This is a genomic window from Alteromonas sp. S005, from assembly GCF_036864475.1.
In the GTDB taxonomy this organism is placed as follows: Bacteria; Pseudomonadota; Gammaproteobacteria; order Enterobacterales; family Alteromonadaceae; genus Alteromonas.
Genome location: NZ_JAZETN010000005.1, coordinates 92368 through 109141, shown reverse-complemented (window position 1 = coordinate 109141; position 16774 = coordinate 92368). Strand labels below are relative to the sequence as shown.

The window sequence follows — 16774 nt, the reverse complement described above, 5'->3', positions numbered from 1 at the left end:
AGACGAAAAAACGGATATATACTTCGTATCAGACGTTTGATGTGTGTTTTTTAGTCCAAAATTGAACTTTTTCTATGAAACTTTTGTTACAGCGCAGTAATGTAACAAATGTGTCATCTACCTTAGGTAAAGTTTCCGCGTTTTCAAAATCCATAATTATACCGTACTTGGAGAAACACATGGAACTTAAGCAACTTTTCAAAGCTTCAGCTATTGCTACTGCTCTTGTGCTAGCAGGCTGTGGCGGCGACATCAATATTAGCGAAGGCGATATTGATAACAGCGTTACTAATACAACAAACAATAATGGTAGTGACACTGATAGCGGCAACACTGGTGGCGATACAGGTTCAACTGATACAGCGCCTGGTGAAGTAAGCTCTTTCCTAAGTGGTGAAGTTTCTGATGCGTTCGGCCAAACGGTTGAAGTACGCGTTCTTTCTGGTCGCTTAACAGCTGACGATGCTGACGACCAAGGCGTTATCACGCTAACCAACGACAAAGTATGGGCGCTTGAAGGTCCAGTGTTTATCGGTAACGACAAAGCTGACAGCGTGACACTTGCAATCGAAGAAGGCACAGTGATCTTTGGTCGTACTGGCGCTGACTATCTTGTAGTAAGCCGTGATTCACAAATTGAAGCTGAAGGTACAGCATCAGCGCCTATCATCATGACATCTTTTAACGATGTTGTTGGTGATGAAGTTGGCGCTGGCCAATGGGGCGGCGTAGTTATTCTTGGTAACGGTACGTCAACTAAGTGCCCACAAGACGGTTCTGACTGTGCGCTTCAGGTAGAAGGTGCAGAAGAAGGTGCAGTATTCGGTGGTACTGACGATACTGACAGCTCTGGTATCCTTAAATACGTTGTAGTTAAGTACGCGGGTTTTGAAATTGCGCCAGACAACGAACTTAACGGTATTACTTTCGGTGGTGTTGGTTCAGGTACAGAGGTTGACTATGTGCAAGTGCACAGCAACGCTGATGACGGTGTAGAATTTTTCGGTGGCGCGGTAAACGCGAAACACTTAGTTTTAACCGCTAACCAAGATGACTCAGTAGACTGGGACAACGGTTATAAAGGTAAGCTTCAGTATGTTTATGTTCAGCATGCCGCTGACAACTCTGACGCGAACCGCGGTATTGAAGGCGACGGCGACGGCGGTGACGGTTTAGAGTTCTCTAAGCCAATGATCGCTAACATGACAGTTATTGGTAACACTTTCGACACAGCTGACGCTGACTCTGAAGGCCTTCTACTGCGCGACCAGACTGGCGCAAACCTAATGAACCTCCTTATCACTGGTCCAGAAGGTATGGGTGAATGTCTAGAGATGGACACCGACGAAACGGTTCAAGCTAACCTTTCTGACGGCGACCTAACTATGACTTACTCAGCCATAGCGTGCTCTGAACCGTTTAACACTCCTGAAGGTGCAGTTGACCTAGAAGCATGGTTTACAGGTCAAGAAGGCAACCAGCTAATCGCGTTTGAAGACCGTGCAAACCTTGGTCTTAACCCTGACGGTACACTAACTGCGCAAAGCGAACTGCTTACCGCAGGTGGCGACGCATCTACATTGCTTGATACTTTCTTTGAAGCGAACACATTCGTTGGTGCTATTGGCGAAGATGACTGGCGTCAAGGCTGGGCATTCGGTTTCGGTGGCGGTAACATCGAGCTAGTAGAAACGGCCTCTGGCTGCCCATCAGGTACAACGTCAATCACTCCAGTAGATGGTTCGACTACTACGTGCGAAGTATCTGGCACTATCACGTCTGACCTAACACTTACAGAAGGTAACTTCTACGCGCTTTCAGGTGCAGTATTCGTAGGTGGCGACAAAGAAAACAGCGCAACCCTTACTGTCGAGCCTGGCGTAACGGTTTACGGCGCATCAGGCAATGATTACCTAGTAATTAGCCGTGACTCAGAGATTAATGCAAACGGTACTGCCGAAAACCCAATTACATTCACTTCACGTGACCACGTTGTCGGTGGTCTTGAAGCAGGTGAAGCGGGCCAATGGGGCGGCATGATTGTTCTAGGTAACGGCGAATCAACTAAGTGTCCACAAGACGGCACTTCATGTTCACTACAAGTTGAAGGTGCGCAAGAAGGTGCAGTATTCGGTGGTACGGATAACACAGATAGTTCTGGTACACTTCGCTATGTTCGCGTTATGCATGGTGGTTTCGAAATTGCACCTGATAACGAACTTAACGGTATTACGTTTGGTGGCGTAGGTTCTGGTACTACTGTTGAGTATGTTCAAGTACACAAAAACGCAGATGACGGTGTTGAGTTCTTCGGCGGCGCAGTAAACGTTAAGTATCTTACGCTAACAGGCATCCAAGATGACTCTGTCGACTGGGATAACGGTTACATAGGTAAGCTTCAGTTCGTACTTGTTAAGCATGCAGACGATAACTCAGATGCTAACCGCGCAATTGAAGGCGACGGTGACGGCGGTGATGGCCTTGCATTCTCAAATCCTATGGTCGCTAACATGACGATTATTGGTAATGAGTTTGATACAGCTAACGCTGATTCAGAGGGTGTTCTACTTCGCGACCAAACAAATGCTCAGCTTTACAACTTTGTTGTAACCGGTCCTGCGGGTATGGGCGAGTGTTTCGAAGCTGACCTAAGCGATGGCGATACCACGCTACTTGCTAACATGGATGGCACTAATACACCGCAGCTTACTTTTGAAACGTCTGTATTAGCTTGTGCAGAAAATATCAAAGATTCTGGCGACTTCAGCCAAGAAGCGTGGTTCACTGCTCAAACAGGTAACAGTCTGCTAGATAACACTGCAACAGTACTTGACGGTATCTACACAGTAGATGCAACTGTAGCGACTGACGTATCGACGCTAGACAGCTTCTTTTCTTCAGTAGACTTTATCGGCGCAGTTAAAGACGCTGATAACGACTGGACTGCGGGATGGACTGTTGGTCTTGAATAAGACCCAGTTCGCATAGCTAAAAATAAGCAAGTGCGTTGCAACAGTGGCGCACTTGCTTTTAAGTTTGTAAGACACGAATTATTTTCGTGAATGTATTCCTTTCTAAAGAGGTTCATCATGAACAGACCTGCTAACAGGTTTCTTCTAAAACCCATCAGCCTAGCCGTTGCAGCGAGCATTGTGCTTCCAACGTCTATGGCTTTCGCTCAATCAAATGAAGAAGAAGTGATTGAGGAAGTTGTCGCTACCGGTACGCGCCTTAAGGGCACGGCAACGGCAGTAATGGAAGAACGAAAAAATCAAGCATTCGTAGCTGACATCATGGGTGCTGAGCAGATAGCTCGTACTGGTGACAGTGATGCTGCGGGTGCACTTCGCCGTGTAACTGGTCTAACACTGGTAGATGGTCGTTTCATCTACGTTCGTGGTCTTGGTGAGCGTTACTCATCAACACAATTAAACGGCGCAATCGTGCCAAGCCCAGATCCAACGCGTAACGTAATACCTCTCGACTTGTTCCCGTCGAGCATTATTGAAAGCCTTGCGGTTCAAAAATCGTATTCACCGTCTATGCCTGCGGCATTCGGTGGCGGTAACGTAAATATCCGATTGAAATCTATACCTACACAGCGTGTTTTCAACGTATCAGCTGCGGTTGGTATCGATACGGAAAACTCTGGCGATGTCCTGGATTATGCTGGTGGCGGTCGCGACTGGACAGGTGAAGACGACGGTACTCGTGCAGCCTCTGCTGCAATCCAAGAGCGTTGGGATTCAAAGAACTTCTTGGACGATCTAGAGCCAGAAGAGGCACTAGAGTTATTTAAAGGCACTAACAGAGAATATGGCCTTGAAAGAACGTCGGCTGACCCTGATATGCGCTTTAACGTGACCTATGGTGACAGTTACGACTACGATGAAGACTGGCGTTTTGGCTTCCTAGTAACTTCTCGTTATTCAGCGCAAACACGTTCATCAGAAGAATATGAACTTCAAGACCCTGACTTAGTGGGCGACGACATTATTAATGTTCGCTTCTTCGACGATATTCAGGGCACCGAACGAACAGTGACTTGGTCGTCGTTGCTAACTCTTGGTGTAGACTATAACCGTCAGCATCGTATCGATTATAGTCTTATTGTACTAAACGATACGCGCGATGAAATTCGCGAGATGTTTGGTAACACAGAAAATTTGAACCAAGCAGAAGGCTTGCGTATTAGAGATATCGACGTTCAGTATGAAGAGCGCTCGCTATATACCAATCAGCTTAAAGGTCAGCACACTATCCCAGAACTAAATTTCATGGGTATTGACTGGACTTACTCATTAGGCCGTTCTGTACGTCATGCGCCAGGTAACTTTAACGCACGCTTCGTTATGGAAGATGTGAATGAAGATGGCATCTTTGACGATGAAAATGAAATCTTCCTATCTGATGCACAGACCGCGGCTCGATATACGTTTCAAGACCTTCACGACCGCTTGGAGAACTTTGGCTATAACGTTACTTACCCCATGACAATGGGTAAGTGGGAAACTGAGTACAAAGTGGGTGCAAGCTTCGTCACAAAAACACGTAGTGCTGAAAACCGTCGTTTCGACATTAATACGCTTGGTGTTGAAGACCGTTCAGTTTTAGACGGTAACGACTTCAGCGAAATCTTCAGCGACAGTGTTTTAGACACTTTATCTTTGTCTAGTCGCCCGATTATCCGTGATACAACCATTGCGGGCGATGATTACGTTGCTGGTCAAAAAGTCGATGCTTACTATTTTGAAGCCGATTTCTTCTATGATAACAAATGGCGATTCACTGGTGGTGCACGTTATGAAGACTTCCGTCAGGTAGTGGCGCCTTTAGATCCGCGTACTAACCAGTTCGATTTAAGTGACGAAGCAGACCGCTCTCAACTGGCATTCCAAGAAGATGGTTTTTATCCGGCGCTTGCAGTGACTTACTTCCTAGAAGACGATATGCAGCTAAGAGCCAGCATTGGTCAAACGGTAGTTCGCCCTGATCTTCGTGAAGTATCATCAGCTACTTACCTAGACCCGTTAACTAACTTCCCAATCGCGGGTACTCCTGGTGTTAGTACTACGGATATAATTAACTACGATTTACGTTGGGAATGGTACCGTGAAGCAGGTAACAACGTATCGGTAGGTTTATTCTACAAAGATATGGAAGCACCTATCGAATCAGTGCAGTCTCCGGCTCAGGATGGTCCTCCGCTTATTCGTATTGCTAATGCTGAATCTGGCGAAGTGTACGGGGTTGAAGTTGAATTCCTACAGGACCTAGCCTTTATTGGTGACGGTATTTGGGACAACTTGTTTACCACGGGTAACATTACCGTGAGTGACTCAGAAATTGTACTAGATCGTCAGAATATTGTAGAGCAAACTGGTGTGTCTGCGGCCATTACAAACGTTGAGCGACGTATGACGGGTCACTCTCAGTATGTATTGAACATGCAGTTGGGTTACGACTCAGACAATGGTGAACACACTGCGTCTCTCGTGTACAACGTATTTGGTGAGCGTATTCTAATTCCGGGTATCGATGGTTTCGATGATAACTTCGAACAACCATTCCATTCACTTGATATGGTGTACAAGTACTACCCAGACTTTAATAGCACTGTCACATTACGTGTTCAGAATATCCTTGGCGAAGATCGTGAAATTGAGTTCAACGATACTCTGCTTAGGTCTGAGACACGAGGTACAGGTATAAGGTTGTCATTTAAATACGACTTCTAAACCTGAACTTACTACAGAGGCCGCTAAACAGCGGCCTTTTTTATATGCCATAGATGACACTTTTGGTCTATTTATGACAGTTCCGTAATAAAACTGTCACAGAAAACTCCTATCCTACGCGCAGAAATTTATAGTCGGATACAACCGATTTCTTTTAACTTTAAAGGTTTGAATGTATGAAGCTTATCAATGCTTTGCTTGTAGCAGGTGCGCTAGCAGCGACACCCGTACTTGCACAAGACGATGAAGTCTTAAAACCCGTTGTCGATGAGGCAGCGAAAATAAATGAGTCAGCGGCGAAATCGCAAGAAAAAATTAACGGTATTACCGACCAAATTGACAGCAAACTTCAACAGTTCAAAACATTGATGAAAGAAATCGAAGGCCTTGAGGTTTATAACACTCAGCTTCGTAAGCAAATCAATAACCAAGAACAAGAAATGGCAGACCTAAATGCTGCTATCGATGAAGTGTCTGTTGTTGAGCGTCAAATCACGCCACTAATGATGCGCATGATTGACGGCCTAGAGCAGTTCGTTGCTTTAGACGTACCTTTCCTTCCAGAAGAGCGCGCGAATCGCGTAGCTGACCTTCGCGCCATGATGGACCGCGCTGACGTTGCAGCGTCTGAAAAATTCCGCCGCGTAATGGAAGCGTACCAAGTAGAAATGGACTACGGCCGCACTATGGAAGCGTACAGCGGTATTCATTCAATTAACGGTCAAGAGCGTGACGTTGAATTCCTACGCCTTGGTCGTACAGCGCTAATTTATCAAACACGTGATGCAAGCATGCAGGGTGTTTGGAACAAGCAAACTCGTCAGTGGGAAGAGCTTGATAGCAGCTACCGTACACAAATTACAAAAGGTCTGCGCATGGCGAAGAAGCAACTTGCACCAGACTTGCTAATGCTGCCAGTGGCAATTACAGACTAAGAGGTTGATGAGAATGTTTAACACAGTAAAACGTATCGCTGTTGGTCTAGCAGCCCTTAGCATCAGCGTTGGTGCTTTCGCACAAAGCGACCGTGCAATGGACTTAGACGCACTTCTTAAGCAATTAGAAGAAGGGCAGTTCGCACAGTCTCAGCAAAACAAACAGCGCGAGCGTGATTTCCAAGCGCAACGTGCAGAGCAAGATCGCATTCTTCGCGAAACCCGTGAAAAGCGTGACCAGATGCTAGCGCAATCCGAACAGCTTGAAACACAGTTTGAAGAAAACGAATTTAAACTGGCAGACTTAAACGGTGCACTTGATACACGTCTTGGTTCACTAAAAGAGTTATTCGGTGTGCTTCAGCAAATCGCTGGCGACACCAAAAATAAATTCTATAACTCAGTAATTTCTGCGCAAATTCAAGGCCGTTCTGAGTTCTTAGACCAGATGGCGCAAGATATGGGTTCAAGCTCTAAGCTTGCATCAATTGAAGAAATTGAGCGCGTTTGGTTTGAAATGCAGCGCGAAATGACTGAGTCAGGCAAAGTCACGACCTTCACAACCGATGTTGTTGAAGCTGGCGGTGAGAAAGTGAATAAGTCGGTAGTACGCGTTGGTCCATTTGCTCTAGTTGCTGACGGCAAATACTTAGACTACAACGGCGTAACAGGTACAGTATCTGAATTAGTGCGTCAGCCTGCTGACCGCTACATGGACTCTGCTGCAGAACTACAAGCATCAAATGGTGAGCTAGTTCAGTTCGGAATCGACCCAACAGGTGGCTCTATCCTTGGGCTTCTAGTTCAAGCGCCAAATCTTAAAGAGCGCGTAGAGCAGGGTGGTGTTGTAGGTTATATCATTCTTATCGTTGGTGCATTTGGTCTACTGCTTGCACTTGAGCGCTTAGTAACACTTACACTAACGCGCATGAAAGTGAACAAGCAGCTTAAGAGCAAAGAAGTTAACACTAACAACCCGCTTGGCCGTGTACTTAAAGTTCGTGATGAATATCCAAACGCAGATGTAGAGGCACTTGAGCTTCACCTTACAGAAGCGATTTTGGGCGAAGTACCAAAGCTAGGTCGTAACCTAACTATCATTAAGATTATCTCAGTAGTTGCACCGCTAATGGGTCTACTAGGTACAGTAACCGGTATGATTAATACCTTCCAGGCAATTACCTTGTTTGGTACAGGTGACCCGAAACTGATGGCAGGTGGTATTTCAACAGCACTTGTAACAACAGTACTAGGTCTAGTTGTAGCGATTCCAATGACACTGCTTTATGCAATGCTTAACACACGTTCTAAGAACATTGTGTACATCCTACAAGAACAGGCGTCTGGCGTAATTGCAGAGCGCGCTGAGCGAGGCTAATCATGATCGAGTTTCTAGAAGCAATTCGCGATTTCACAGAAACAGGTGGCCAGGTTCTCCTGGTCATCGGTCTGCTGATATTCGTTATGTGGCTTTTGATCCTCGAGCGTGCGATGTACCTGATGGTTTGGCACAAGCAAGCTAAGAAAGAAGCGGTAGCAATGTGGACTGCACGTGCCGATCGCTCTTCTTGGTTCGCTGAGCAAGTTCGTCAGAAAACAATTTCACAGTTAACCATGCGCCTCAACGGCAGCATCCCAATAATCCAGTCGCTGGTAGCACTTTGTCCGCTACTGGGCTTGATGGGAACGGTTACCGGTATGATTGAAGTGTTCGATGTGATGGCGATTGCGGGTTCAGGTAACGCTCGTTCAATGGCCTCAGGTGTATCGAAAGCCACTATTCCGACAATGGCGGGTATGGTTGGCGCACTTTCAGGCGTATTCGCCGCTACCTGGTTAACTCGTATGGTGAAATCAGAACGCACGCATCTTGAGGATGCATTAATTATTCAACGTTAATGCTAGCTAAGCGTTAAGGTAAGGTATTTATTATGAAGCAGCACTTTCAAAACTTAGTCGATGAAGAAGAAGCAGCCATCGACATGACGCCCATGCTGGACGTTGTATTTATCATGTTGATCTTCTTTATCGTGACTGCGTCATTTGTGAAAGAAGCCGGTATTGATGTTAACCGCCCTGAAGCAGCCACTGCTGTGAAAAAGGACCGCGCTAATATCCTTATCGCTATTTCAGATAAAGGTGAAATCTGGATTAACAAACGTCGTATCGACGTTCGCGCAGTGCAGGCGAATATTGAGCGCTTACACGCTGAAAACCCTCAGGGTACTGTTGTTATTCAGGCTGACAAAAAGGCCACAACAGAAACCTTGATCAAGGTTATGGACGCGTCGCGAGCAGCAGGCGTTTACGATGTTTCGATTGCAGCCCAAGAGCAATAAATCATGCCACGATATTTAATCGCATTTGTTATTTCCCTTGCGATCACGTTAGGCCTGTTCTTCTTGATGCAATCGCTTATCAAGATGGGTGGCAGCGCTCTAACTGAGCCGCCCAAGGGAAGCGTGCTTGACTTTGTAAGGGTTAAGCAGGATGAACAGGTTGAGAAAAAAGATCGTAAGCCGAAGAAGCCACCTAAGCCAAAAGAGCCACCTCCGCCAATGGAGCAACCTCAAATGGACTCGCCTTCTCCTGATGCAGAAGGTACGTCGATGGATTTCGGGGCCGAAGTGGGAGACGACATCTCTTTAGATGGAGGCTTGGCCCTTGAGTCAGGTGACGGTGAATACCTTCCAATCGTTAAGGTTGCGCCGGTATACCCACGACGTGCACTTCAGCGGGGTATTGAAGGCTTTGTTATTGTTGAATTTACAGTAACTAAGCAAGGTGCGGTGCGCGACCCAATTGTTGTAGAAGCGAACCCAGAAGGTATATTCGAACAAGCAGCGATTGATGCTGCTATGAAATTCAAATATAAGCCTCGCGTGGTTAACGGTGAAGCAACAGAAGTGTCGGGTATTCAAAACCGTATTAGGTTCCAAATTGATGGGTAACAGAACATGATGAGAAAACAGACGAATACCTTGCTTAGTGCACTGGCGTTTGCATTTGCATCGGCCACAGTATCTGTACCTACTATGTTGGTTGCTAACGACGCAGTAGCGCAAGAGCAAAAAGCGAGCGAAAAGAAAACCCGACGTGTACCTACACTTCGCGGCAAAGTCTATGAGCAGTTAGCTCGCGCACAAACAGCGGCAGATGAAGCTGGCGATGTAGAAGAAGCTATTTCTATTTTGAAAGAAGTAGAAGATAAGGCCGACTCTATGAATGCCTACGAAAAAGCCATGATGTATAACTTTTTCGGTTTCATTTATTACAACAACGAAGACTATGCAAAAGCACTGGAATCGTTTGCTAAGGTGGTAGAGCAGCAGCCTATTCCTGAAAAGTTCGAAATGACCACACTTTTCAGTTTGGCTCAGCTTAACCTTATGCAAGGTAATTACGACGACACCATCACTTATCTAGAGCGTTGGGAAAGTCTAAATACAGGCCCTGTTCCGGTTAAAAACAAAGTGATAAAAGCCCAGGCGTACTACCAAAATAAACAGTACGACGAAGCAGCAATGTGGATTTCTGAGGCGGTGGCTGACCACGAAGCTGAAGGCATGATCCCTGATGAAGGGTGGTTAATTCTTCAGCGTGCTATTTTTTATGAACTCAAGCAGCCTCAAAAGGTTAAAGACGTTCTTATTAAAATGGTGAAGTTGTTTGACGAGCCTAAATATTGGATCCAGCTAGCCGGGATGTACGGTGAGCTAGGTGAAGAGCGCAAGCAGTTAGCCATCATGGAAACTGCTTACCAGCGCGGGTTTGTTAATACGTCTGCTGACGTGTTTAACATGGCACAGCTTTATTACTATCATCGTGTACCTTATAAAGGTGCTAAGTTGATGGAGCAGGCAATGAACGACGGTGTGCTTGAGGAAAACTTGCGCAACCTTAAGTTTTTAGGTCAAAGCTGGTCACTTGCTAAAGAGCAGGACAAAGCCATTCCCGTTATGATGCAAGCGGCTGAACTGTCTGAAGACGGTGAGTTAGATGCACAGTTAGCGCAAATTCTTCTTAACGAAGAGCGCTTTGACGATGCCATCGCTGCAGCCGACCGTGCGGTTGAAAAAGGTGACTTAAGAAACCCTGGTCTGGTTTACTTGATTAAAGGCATGGCGCTGTATAATAAAAAGCAGTATGCACTAGCACTTAATCAGCTTGCAGAGGCAGAAAAGCATCAGAAAAGCCGCGCTATGGCACAGCAGTGGAAGCAGTTTGTGCAGGGTGAAAAGCGTCAGGCAGATGCCATCGCTACCGAACTTGGTGCTAGTTAAAGCTAACATTTAAGTTGAAACGTTAATTGAAAAGGTCGATAAAATATCGACCTTTTTTTATTTCTTCATGGATAATTATCTATGCGGACTGGTATTAAATTAAAAGTCGCGAATTATTCGGTTTGTCAGATAGTGTTTTGTAGTGACTATAAGTCTATACGTGATTGGGGAACCAAATCAGCCACTGATGCCATTTGTCCCTCCGCTTCTAGCTGGTTCCAATGGTTTTTAGTTTCTAATATTTCCTTCTTGATTGAAATAAAGCACTCCACCAGTTTGGGGTCGAAATGTTTCCCGGCTCCCTCCTTGAGATGTTCAAATGCTTCATCGTCAGACCATGCTTTTTTATAAGGACGCTTCATCGTTAGCGCATCGAAAACATCAGCAATGGCAACAATACGAGCACTTTCGGGGATACCTTCTCCAGCTAAACCCTCGGGATAACCCGTACCGTTCCACTTTTCGTGATGACATAAGGCAATTTCTGCAGCAAGAGCAAAGAGCGGGGTATCGCATTGAGAAAGGATTTTATGACCGATTTGTGCGTGACTGCGCATCACTTCCATTTCGCTATTTATTAATCGGCGAGGCGCTTTTAAGATAGCGTCAGGAATACCTATTTTACCGGTGTCGTGCATAGGCGCTGCTTGTGCCAGCAAGCACGCGTCGTCATAGGACCAGCCACACGCAATCGCTAAGCATTTACTGTAAGCGGCCATGCGCCAAATGTGATGCCCAGTATCTGTATCATTATAATGGCCTGCTGTCGCTAACATAGTAATGGCACTTTGCTGGCTTTTGCTAAGCTCTTCAGTCCGCTTTGTCACTAAGTTTTCGGTGATACGCATTTGATGAGCAAGGCTTATATGTGTTTTCACGCGCGCAAGCGTAATGCTCGGTGATACCGGTTTAGTGATATAGTCGACAGCGCCAAGTTTAAACCCCTTTTCCTCGCTTTCTCCTTGGGTCAATGCGGTAACGAAAATAACTGGGATTTGACTTAATAGCCTGTCTGTTTTTAGCTGCTTGCAAACTTCAAAACCGTCCATTTCTGGCATCATAATGTCTAACAGTATTAGGTCCGGCGTAAACTGCTGCACTATTTTCAGAGCAACAGCGCCAGATGGCGCGACCTTAACATCGTAATAGGGACTGAGTATGCCAAGCAGTATGTCAATGTTGGCTGGCTCGTCATCGACAACAAGTACGCTGAATCTATTATTTGTCGGCTTCGGTTTGTTCATTACAAATATAGTCTTTCAATTGGTTAATTAACGTTAAAGCACCTTCAAAATCATAAACGGCTGCAAGCTGCTTTATTCTATTTATTTCATGAGAGTGGCGTGACTCTGCCTGTTGTGCTGCAAAGCTTGATATATACTCAAGGGCTTTGGCATCGTAGGTTTCTAGTGCGTTCTGTATAGCGTCCAAACTCGATAGAAAGGAGGTCTCATCTACATTGTCATGTAATTGTGTATCGGCAATTAATGTGGCCTTGTTTACCGTGTGCGCAATGAGGCGAAGCGTTGCATCAAGCTCAAACGACAGTGTAGCGACATGTTTTGCTTTGATTGCGTCCGGTCTTTCATCTTTGCTAATAAGTAGGTGGAGGCATTGAGCAAGAGTGGTGGCACCAATAAGTTGTGCATCGTCATATAATTGTTTCAATAGCAAGTTGTCGACAGACGGTGTGTGGAATATGTTAAGTAAATCTGACATTACGCTTTGCTGACTGTATTTATTGTAAAAAGTCATCAAAGAAGAAATAAAAGGGCTTGGCTCGTCAGGAGAGGTCACCTCAATGTAACCTGCGTGTATGTTCGTATCTATTGTATGGATTATCTCATCAGCTTTGGCCGGTTTCACTAGGTGAAAACACATACCTGATGCCAGCGCCGTTTCTGAAGCTTCCGGCGTTTCATCGGCACTTAATGCAATTATAGGAATTGTCCAGCCGTATTGCTGAGAAAGCCTTTCTGCTATCTCGTATCCCGAAATATCCGGAAGGTGACAATCTAGTAAAAGTGCGTCAAAACTTGAGGTTTCGCAAAGCGCTAAGGCTTCATTCCCTGTGGCGGCAGTAACCACTGTCATTCCTAAGTCGCTAAGTATTTGCTGACTGATTTCTACACTTATGGGGTCGTCATCAACCACTAATACTTGTTTGGAAGCTAACCGGATACTTCGCCACTTTTTGCTTTCTAGACCGTCTATTAACTGCTTCTTGGTAGAAGTTTGCAGCGGCGAAAGGGCAGAAATAATGTCGCTATCAACAAACGGAAGTTCAACAATATTGATGTGTGACGGTAATGAATTTCCCAATCTTTTCTTTACTTCCTGACGGCTTAATGAGCTTAACAGTACACGCATGTTGATATTGTTGTATTCGCCGGCTTCTAGGTTATTAGAGAATCGCCTCCAGCTGTCTCGATCTTCGGCCAAAAATACAACGCTTAAAGGCATATTGTCTGGAAGCTTGTCGCTGCTTTCATCCACTACCTGACAATGAATGCCGAGTCTCTCTAATGTGTTGCCGAGTACTTCACACGCTGAACTTACGCTCTCATGTGTCTTAATGCATATGATGTTTTTAGGTAATGAGACAGGTAATAGTGGATTGGGTACGTCTTTATCGCTACGGCAAACAGGTAAAGTAAATGAAAAGCTGCTCCCTTCATTTACTTTGCTTTCTAGGAGCAGCTCTCCTCCCATTAGTTCTACTAATCGCTTACAGATAGTTAGGCCTAAACCTGTGCCACCGAATTTTCTTGAAATTGAAGCGTCAGCCTGAACAAAAGCATTAAATAGCTTAGACTTTCCTTCATCGCTTATCCCCATTCCAGTGTCCGATACCCTAAACATCAGCATGGCGTCTTTCGGCTCCACAATAAGTGTTACGCATCCTCTGTCAGTAAACTTAATAGCATTACTAAGAAGGTTCAGCAGTACCTGATAGATTTTTTCGCTATCACCATGACAGGGAATACTCGTGCTACAGCGAATGTCGAAAAGAAGCTGAAGTTGCTTTTGTTGAGCTTTAACTTGAAATACTTGTGCTAACTTTTCGATGATTCTTGTTAACGTGAAAGGCTCATCAACAATGTCGATTTTGTTCGCTTCTACTTTTGAGAAGTCCAAGATACTGTCGATAAGTTCAAGCAGTGCGTTAGCACTGTTTTGAACTTTTTCTAAATACTGTTGCTGCTGGTCGCTATCATTTGACTCGAGTGCTAAGTGGGTTAACCCAATAATGGCATTCATTGGCGTTCTGATTTCATGGCTCATCGTCGCGAGAAAATCACTCTTTGCCTTGTTTGCGCCTTGCGCTTCGTTATAGGCTTTCTGCAGTTTGTGCTCGATGGCTTTTTGGCTACTAATGTCGTTAAAAACGCCTACATGTCCATCTGGCTTACCTTCTTTATCGAGTAGCGGTACGGCAACGATAGAAATAGGGAATAGACGCCCCCGTTTATCGGTGAAAAAATCTTCATAAGAGGTATAGGGCTTACCGCTTTTGATCGTTAGATTAACGGGGCACTGTTCTCTTGGAAGTAAGGTACCATCGCCGTTTTGGTAGTGAACGGTGTCGTGAAAACGTCTATCTTTCAATTCGTCTAACGTCCAGCCTAATAGGCGTGATGCAGCGGGATTGAGAAATTGTGTTTTACCTTCACCGTTAACCGCGTAAACACCTTCACCTATACTATTGGTAATGCTCTGATGGAAAGCTCTATCCTTTTTTAATTTTCTAGAAAGACGTTTTTGTTCCGACATATCAGTACAAATGACGACGAGACGGTTTACCCGTTGGTTGTACTCGACGATAGGTACGACGGTTGCAAACACTGTCCAAGGCTTATTATCTTTAGTAAAGCTATTTAGTTCTCCCTGCCAAATTTCACCTTTAATCAGGGTTTCTAATATTTTGACTTGTTCAGCGTTCGAAATATTGTGAAGGCGAAAAATAGACGTGTTTTGCCCTATCAACTCATCACGAGAATAACCAGAAAGCTGACAGCATTTATCATTTGCAGATAACAAGGTCCCCTGGAGATCGATGGTCGCCACGATACCGTGTTTATCCATTGCTCTGCGCTGTAACAGTAGCTCATTATTAGCGTTTTGCTGCTCCCGTATGAGCTCATACATGAGCGAAGAAAGATCTGATAAGTTAGTAAATTGCTCATCTATAAGAGGCTTATTACGCTCTTCTAGAAGTTGGTTAACTGCTAACCTCAAGGTTTCGACAACGGCCTTCTGTTCGTTAAATTCCTCTCGCACCTTTCTGTTGACAGCAATAAGTTCTTCAGAGCTGATATGTAAGCTTCTATCTCTTAGTTTGATATCTCTCTCGTTAAATGTGTACGACTCATCAATTCGAGGAATAAGGGCAGCAAGTCCACGCTTGAGAGATTGTTGACTGGGGCTTGTGCTATTGTCGTTCTCGTCGCTGAGGCTGTTCAGCCAAGCTTTTAGCGATACGTTGTCGTTAAGCTGAAAAGCTCGGCGCAACTGACGCTCTAATAGTGAATTCAATGTTTTTCCCTCATTAACATGAGAGTTAAGGTTTGGTTATGCAGTTCACATTGCGTTTCATTGCATGATGGACTTATTTCTCCGTAAGAATAGAACCCAGCAATAGTCGTATTATTGTTTAGTTGCCGCGCTACCTCTTCAATTTCTTCCTCAACGCGGTCACCCATGACTAACTTTCTTCCCACACAACTCGTCACTAGGGCTAGACAATGTGAATCATCATCAATATTTTTTTGGGAGATAGGCGCGATCGCTTCTATGGCGCCGCTAATAAGGTCTTCGGTGGATGCATTCATCAGGCGCAAGTACTGATTTTCATTGACCTCACCAGCCAATACTAAGCTTTTGCGCTGCTCATCGACTCCTAGAATCGTTCTGATAATTCCTGTTGGCTCGCCCTCTTCATTCAGCACTTCAAAAGGGAACAGGAGCCCACTCGCCGGCAAATCATCTGCGTATTCGCCTAAGTAAGCTTTGTATATTTCCAGTGCCGGCTTGTCGTCAAGTTCGAATAGAAGATTTGCTTCTGCCGACGCCACTCTCCGAGCGGGTCCAAACGAACGCCATCCCCCGCGTGCGCCATAGTCGAAAGTAAGATAGTCTCCATAAAAAGCAACAGCGACAACGCTGCGGCTATCAATTCCATCGGGGTGCAATATGTATGTTTGTTCAAACGCACCGTTATCGCCTGCAAGGCCGCCGCTTATTCCTATGTGTTGTGGTAAGCGCGTCATCATACCTTCAAGCAAGGCTGAACCATTTATTTCAACACCCGGAGCCAACAAATAAACGCTTTTCAACCCTCGCAGTTCAATCATACTTGCAAGGGAATGACCCGTATCAAACGACGATGGCATATCGGGTAAGGTTGTTTGGTGGATTTTTACTGATGACTCAGATTGAAAACGCACCACAACAATAGAAATACCATTAGTAGCTACTCTATTCGCTGAAATCTCACCTGCAGTGCTACAGCCAACGCAGTTAATGCATACATCATTTAAGGTATGATGAAGCTGGGAAGACGTAAGCAATGGGGCCGAGGCATAAACAATAAGCAGGGAAGGGGCGAACGCTTTTAATGCGTCTTTTTGCGATATCAGCTCATCTACACTATTAAAAAAAAACGTCTTTGAAAGCATGATGGACAAAGTTTAATGGCGGCATTCCTAATTTATAGTAGGAAGCACGCCTATTTACAATGTCGGTACCTTATCCTTTCGTAGCAATAAACTGATTTATAAAGAAAAACGGCTGGCAAGTAAAACCGGCCGGCCGTTGC

Annotated in this window: 11 protein-coding genes; 8 read left to right on the top strand and 3 right to left on the bottom strand. The window is 45.1% G+C overall.

Features of this window, described 5'->3' with window-relative positions; all coding sequences use genetic code 11:
• Positions 1 to 179: 179 nt before the first annotated feature.
• The 8 genes from V7R55_RS08485 (at position 180) to V7R55_RS08450 (ending at position 10956) form a co-directional block, all read left to right on the top strand.
• Positions 180 to 2972, top strand: coding sequence for a hypothetical protein (locus tag V7R55_RS08485; protein WP_334059069.1), 2793 nt, complete (start codon positions 180 to 182; stop codon positions 2970 to 2972).
• A 117-nt stretch (positions 2973 to 3089) separates the two neighbouring features.
• The gene (locus V7R55_RS08480; RefSeq protein WP_334059067.1) at positions 3090 to 5738 is read left to right on the top strand and encodes a TonB-dependent receptor domain-containing protein; all 2649 of its coding nucleotides are present in this window, start codon (positions 3090 to 3092) and stop codon (positions 5736 to 5738) included.
• A gap of 176 nt (positions 5739 to 5914) precedes the next feature.
• Positions 5915 to 6673: a DUF3450 domain-containing protein gene (locus V7R55_RS08475; protein ID WP_014948287.1), complete on the top strand. Its 759-nt coding sequence runs from the start codon at positions 5915 to 5917 to the stop codon at positions 6671 to 6673.
• Between the two features lie 13 nt (positions 6674 to 6686).
• A complete protein-coding gene (locus V7R55_RS08470) occupies positions 6687 to 8051 on the top strand; it encodes a MotA/TolQ/ExbB proton channel family protein (RefSeq protein WP_334059065.1) in 1365 nt (454 codons plus the stop codon).
• A 2-nt stretch (positions 8052 to 8053) separates the two neighbouring features.
• Positions 8054 to 8572, top strand: coding sequence for a MotA/TolQ/ExbB proton channel family protein (locus V7R55_RS08465; RefSeq protein ID WP_025256525.1), 519 nt, complete (start codon positions 8054 to 8056; stop codon positions 8570 to 8572).
• Between the two features lie 32 nt (positions 8573 to 8604).
• A complete protein-coding gene (locus V7R55_RS08460) occupies positions 8605 to 9012 on the top strand; it encodes an ExbD/TolR family protein (protein WP_071817097.1) in 408 nt (135 codons plus the stop codon).
• 3 nt (positions 9013 to 9015) lie between these two features.
• The gene (locus tag V7R55_RS08455) at positions 9016 to 9624 is read left to right on the top strand and encodes an energy transducer TonB (protein WP_334059063.1); all 609 of its coding nucleotides are present in this window, start codon (positions 9016 to 9018) and stop codon (positions 9622 to 9624) included.
• Positions 9625 to 9630: 6 nt separating this feature from the next.
• On the top strand, positions 9631 to 10956 hold the full coding sequence (locus V7R55_RS08450) for a tetratricopeptide repeat protein (RefSeq protein ID WP_334059061.1): 1326 nt from the start codon (positions 9631 to 9633) through the stop codon (positions 10954 to 10956).
• A gap of 146 nt (positions 10957 to 11102) precedes the next feature.
• On the opposite strand, the gene V7R55_RS08445 is transcribed toward V7R55_RS08450, so the two are convergent.
• Genes V7R55_RS08445 through V7R55_RS08435 form a run of 3 tightly spaced genes read right to left on the bottom strand, consistent with a single transcriptional unit; the run spans position 11103 to position 16634 of the window.
• The gene (locus V7R55_RS08445; protein ID WP_334059060.1) at positions 11103 to 12200 is read right to left on the bottom strand and encodes an HD domain-containing phosphohydrolase; all 1098 of its coding nucleotides are present in this window, start codon (positions 12198 to 12200) and stop codon (positions 11103 to 11105) included.
• Positions 12175 to 15492 carry an ATP-binding protein gene (locus V7R55_RS08440; protein ID WP_334059058.1) on the bottom strand — a complete coding sequence of 1106 codons (3318 nt, stop codon included), beginning with the start codon at positions 15490 to 15492 and terminating at the stop codon, positions 12175 to 12177. The genes V7R55_RS08445 and V7R55_RS08440 overlap by 26 nt, the downstream gene beginning before the upstream one ends.
• Positions 15489 to 16634, bottom strand: a complete 1146-nt coding sequence (locus V7R55_RS08435; protein ID WP_334059055.1) for an FIST signal transduction protein — start codon at positions 16632 to 16634, stop codon at positions 15489 to 15491. Before V7R55_RS08435 ends, V7R55_RS08440 begins: the two co-directional genes overlap by 4 nt.
• Positions 16635 to 16774 lie beyond the last annotated feature (140 nt).

Excerpts from the sequence above, each read along its gene's own strand:
- V7R55_RS08485 (WP_334059069.1), top strand. The coding sequence starts at position 180 with ATGGAACTTAAGCAACTTTTCAAAGCTTCAGCTATTGCTACTGCTCTT.
- V7R55_RS08480 (WP_334059067.1), top strand. The coding sequence starts at position 3,090 with ATGAACAGACCTGCTAACAGGTTTCTTCTAAAACCCATCAGCCTAGCC.
- V7R55_RS08475 (WP_014948287.1), top strand. The coding sequence starts at position 5,915 with ATGAAGCTTATCAATGCTTTGCTTGTAGCAGGTGCGCTAGCAGCGACA.
- V7R55_RS08470 (WP_334059065.1), top strand. The coding sequence starts at position 6,687 with ATGTTTAACACAGTAAAACGTATCGCTGTTGGTCTAGCAGCCCTTAGC.
- V7R55_RS08465 (WP_025256525.1), top strand. The coding sequence starts at position 8,054 with ATGATCGAGTTTCTAGAAGCAATTCGCGATTTCACAGAAACAGGTGGC.
- V7R55_RS08460 (WP_071817097.1), top strand. The coding sequence starts at position 8,605 with ATGAAGCAGCACTTTCAAAACTTAGTCGATGAAGAAGAAGCAGCCATC.
- V7R55_RS08455 (WP_334059063.1), top strand. The coding sequence starts at position 9,016 with ATGCCACGATATTTAATCGCATTTGTTATTTCCCTTGCGATCACGTTA.
- V7R55_RS08450 (WP_334059061.1), top strand. The coding sequence starts at position 9,631 with ATGATGAGAAAACAGACGAATACCTTGCTTAGTGCACTGGCGTTTGCA.
- V7R55_RS08445 (WP_334059060.1), bottom strand. The coding sequence starts at position 12,200 with ATGAACAAACCGAAGCCGACAAATAATAGATTCAGCGTACTTGTTGTC.
- V7R55_RS08435 (WP_334059055.1), bottom strand. The coding sequence starts at position 16,634 with ATGCTTTCAAAGACGTTTTTTTTTAATAGTGTAGATGAGCTGATATCG.